The following is a 2,789-nucleotide window of genomic DNA, read 5'->3' as shown; positions in this document are numbered from 1 at the left end:
GTACCGCCGGGGCCGCCCGTAGCGCGCCTGCCCGTGTCGCTGCCGCCCCGACGGCCGTGGTCCCGGCCGCCGGGGCCCCCGGCACCGTGATCTCGGGCACCACGGTCCCGGATGCCACGGTCCCGGGTGGCGGGGCTCCGGGTACCACGCTCTCCGCTGCCGGCGGCTCGAACGCGGTGACCGCGCGCACGGTGGCGTCCCGCGCCAGCGGGGTGCCCGCCGGGGGCGTGCGGGTGGGCGGCCCGCGTCCCGGGAGCGCCCGCACAGGCCGGCGATCGGCTGTTGCCCGGGGCGGCACGTCCGCCGGGCCCGTCGGTGGGCACGCCCAGTTCGGCAACCGGCGGCGCGTCCTGCTGATCGTGGCCGCGTTCATCGTGTTCGTCTGCCTGCCCGCCGGCGGCCTGCTGGTCACCGCGCGCTCCAACGGGCTGGCGGGGCCGGCCGCCCAGGTCGCCCCCGGGCAGGCGTGGCGGGACGTCCTGGCGAGCTTGACCGACGCCCGCAGCCGCGCCTTCGAGCGGGCTGACGAGGACGCCCTGCTCGACGCGGACGCGCTGAACAGCCTCATCCACGCGCGGGATCTCACCCTGATGCGGCAGATCGTGGCCAACGGCGGCCGGACGTCCGGTATGCGGCACGAGATCAGCGATCTCGATGTCCGGGAGAACAGCGGCGAGAAGGCGGTGCTGCGGGTCACCTATCGGATTCCGCCGTACAGCTACGTCGACGCCGCCGGAACGGTCCTGTCCCGGCAGCCCGGCCGCGACTGGCGGCCGTCCGACGTCACCCTGGTGAAGACCGACAAGGGATGGCGCCTCGCATCGTGGGGCGACACCGTAGGCTGAGCCGGCCCCACCAGCTGAAGCCGGCTCCGTGGAGCGGGCACTCTTCTTGATCGAAATGGGCGGTACGGGGCCGCCGGGGTGGCGGTCAGGGGGTGGCGGTCAGGGGGCGGTGGCCGTCGCGCGCAGGGCGGTGTCGATATCGGGGTGGGAGAAGGTGAAGCCGGCGTCGAGGAGCCGGTGGGGCAGGACCCGCTGGGAGACGAGCACGCCGCCGTCGGCGAAACCACCGAGGGCGATCCGCAGCGCCACGGCCGGCACCGGCAGGATCGCCCGCCGGCCCACCGCCGCGCCGAGCGCCTGGGTGAAGGCGATGTTGGTGACCGGCGCCGGGCTGGTCAGGTTCACCGGGCCACGCAGGCCGTCCGTGGTCAGCAGAAAGATGATCGCCGCTGTCTCGTCCGCCAGAGTGATCCAGCTCAGCCACTGCCGGCCCGAGCCCAGCCGGCCGCCGAGCCCGCGCCGGAACAACGGGAGCTGCCGGGCCAGCGCACCGCCGCGCGCTGAGAGGACGACCCCCGAGCGCAGGTGGCACACGCGCACACCGGCGTTCTCGGCGGCGGCGGTGGCCGTCTCCCAGTCGGCCACCACCTCGGCGAGGAAACCGTTCCCGCGGGGTTCGGACTCGTCGACCGGACGGTCCCCGGTGTCGCCGTACCAGCCGGTCGCGCTCGCCGACAGCAGCACCCGTGGCCGCGGGTGGGCGGCGGCCACCGCGGTGGCCAGCAGGGCCGTCCCGGCCACCCGGCTGTCGCGGATCCGCCGCTTGTAGCGGGCGGTCCAACGACGGTCGCCGACCCCGGCGCCGGCCAGGTGGACGATCGCGTCGGCTCCGGCCAGGGCGGCCGGGTCGAGCGTGCCGCGGGCCGGATCCCAGTAGATCTCCGAGTCGTCCCGCACGGGCCGCCGGACCAGGGTGCGCACGGTGTGCCCGCTGGCCCGCAGGGCTGGGACGACCGCCGGCCCGATCAGGCCGGAGGCGCCGGAGACAACGACGTCCACGGGCTGATCCTCACCCCTGGATGGCTGGCTGGCGAGCGGGCCCGTCAGCCACGGCCGTCAGTCATGATCGTTAACCGCGGGCCGGGCATGCGCCGGTCGCGCGCCGGCGCCCGGCCCGCGGTTGCGGGATCATCTGGTCAGCGGATGGTCACAGGCCGAGTTCGGCCTCGAACGCGCCTTCCTCCAGGCGCCTGCGCAGGGTGGTGAGGAAGCGGGCGGCGTCGGCACCGTCGACGATCCGGTGGTCGTAGGTGAGCGCGAGGTACACCGTCGAGCGCACCGCGATGATCTCGCCGAGCTCGGGGTCGTCGACGACCGTGGGCCGCTTGACCACCGCGCCGGTCCCGAGGATCCCGACCTGCGGCTGGTTGATGATCGGCGTGTCGAACAAGGCGCCGCGGCTGCCGGTGTTGGTCAGGGTGAAGGTGCCGCCGCCGAGCTCGTCCGGGGTGACCCGGTTCTCCCGCGTCCGGGCCGCCAGATCGTCGATCTTGCGTGCCATCCCGGTGAGGTTGAGGTCGCCGGCGTGGTGGATGACCGGAACGAGCAGCCCCCGGTCGGTGTCCACGGCGATGCCCAGGTGCTCGGCGTCGTAGTAGGTGATCGTGCCCTGCTCGATGTCCACGCTGGCGTTGACGTTGGGGTGCTCGCGCAGCGCCTCGCAGGTCGCGACCGCGAAGAACGGCAGGAACGACAGCTTGATGCCCTCCCGCGCCTCGAACGCCTTCTTCGCGCGGCCGCGCAGCCGGGCGATGCGGGTGACGTCGGCCTCGACGACGGTGGTGAGCTGCGCGCTGACCTGGAGGGACTCGACCATCCGCTGTGCGATCACCGAACGTAGCCGCGACAGCTTCTCGGTGCGGCCACGCAGCGAGACCGGCGCCGCCACGGGAGCGGCAGGCGCCGCCGGTGCCGCGGCGACCGGCGCGGGCGCCGCCACCGGCG

2 protein-coding genes and 1 pseudogene are annotated in these 2,789 nt (G+C 74.7%); 1 reads left to right on the top strand and 2 read right to left on the bottom strand.

Annotated elements, in window-relative coordinates; translation table 11 throughout:
- Positions 1-845: pseudogene (locus tag NBX02_RS16220) on the top strand (hypothetical protein); the annotation flags it as partial.
- Positions 846-944: 99 nt separating this feature from the next.
- On the opposite strand, the gene NBX02_RS16215 reads toward NBX02_RS16220, so the two are convergent.
- Both NBX02_RS16215 and NBX02_RS16210 read right to left on the bottom strand, forming a co-directional pair.
- Positions 945-1,844 (bottom strand): TIGR01777 family oxidoreductase, encoded by a 900-nt coding sequence (locus NBX02_RS16215; protein WP_250287550.1) that lies wholly within the window; start codon positions 1,842-1,844, stop codon positions 945-947.
- Between the two features lie 148 nt (positions 1,845-1,992).
- Positions 1,993-2,789 (bottom strand): 2-oxo acid dehydrogenase subunit E2 (locus NBX02_RS16210; RefSeq protein ID WP_250292043.1); only part of this gene is annotated, 797 nt, incomplete at its 5' end.

This window comes from Protofrankia sp. CiP1_Cm_nod1 (assembly GCF_920888515.1).
Lineage (GTDB): Bacteria > Actinomycetota > Actinomycetes > Frankiales > Frankiaceae > Protofrankia.
This window is presented reverse-complemented; position numbering and strand designations above follow the sequence as displayed.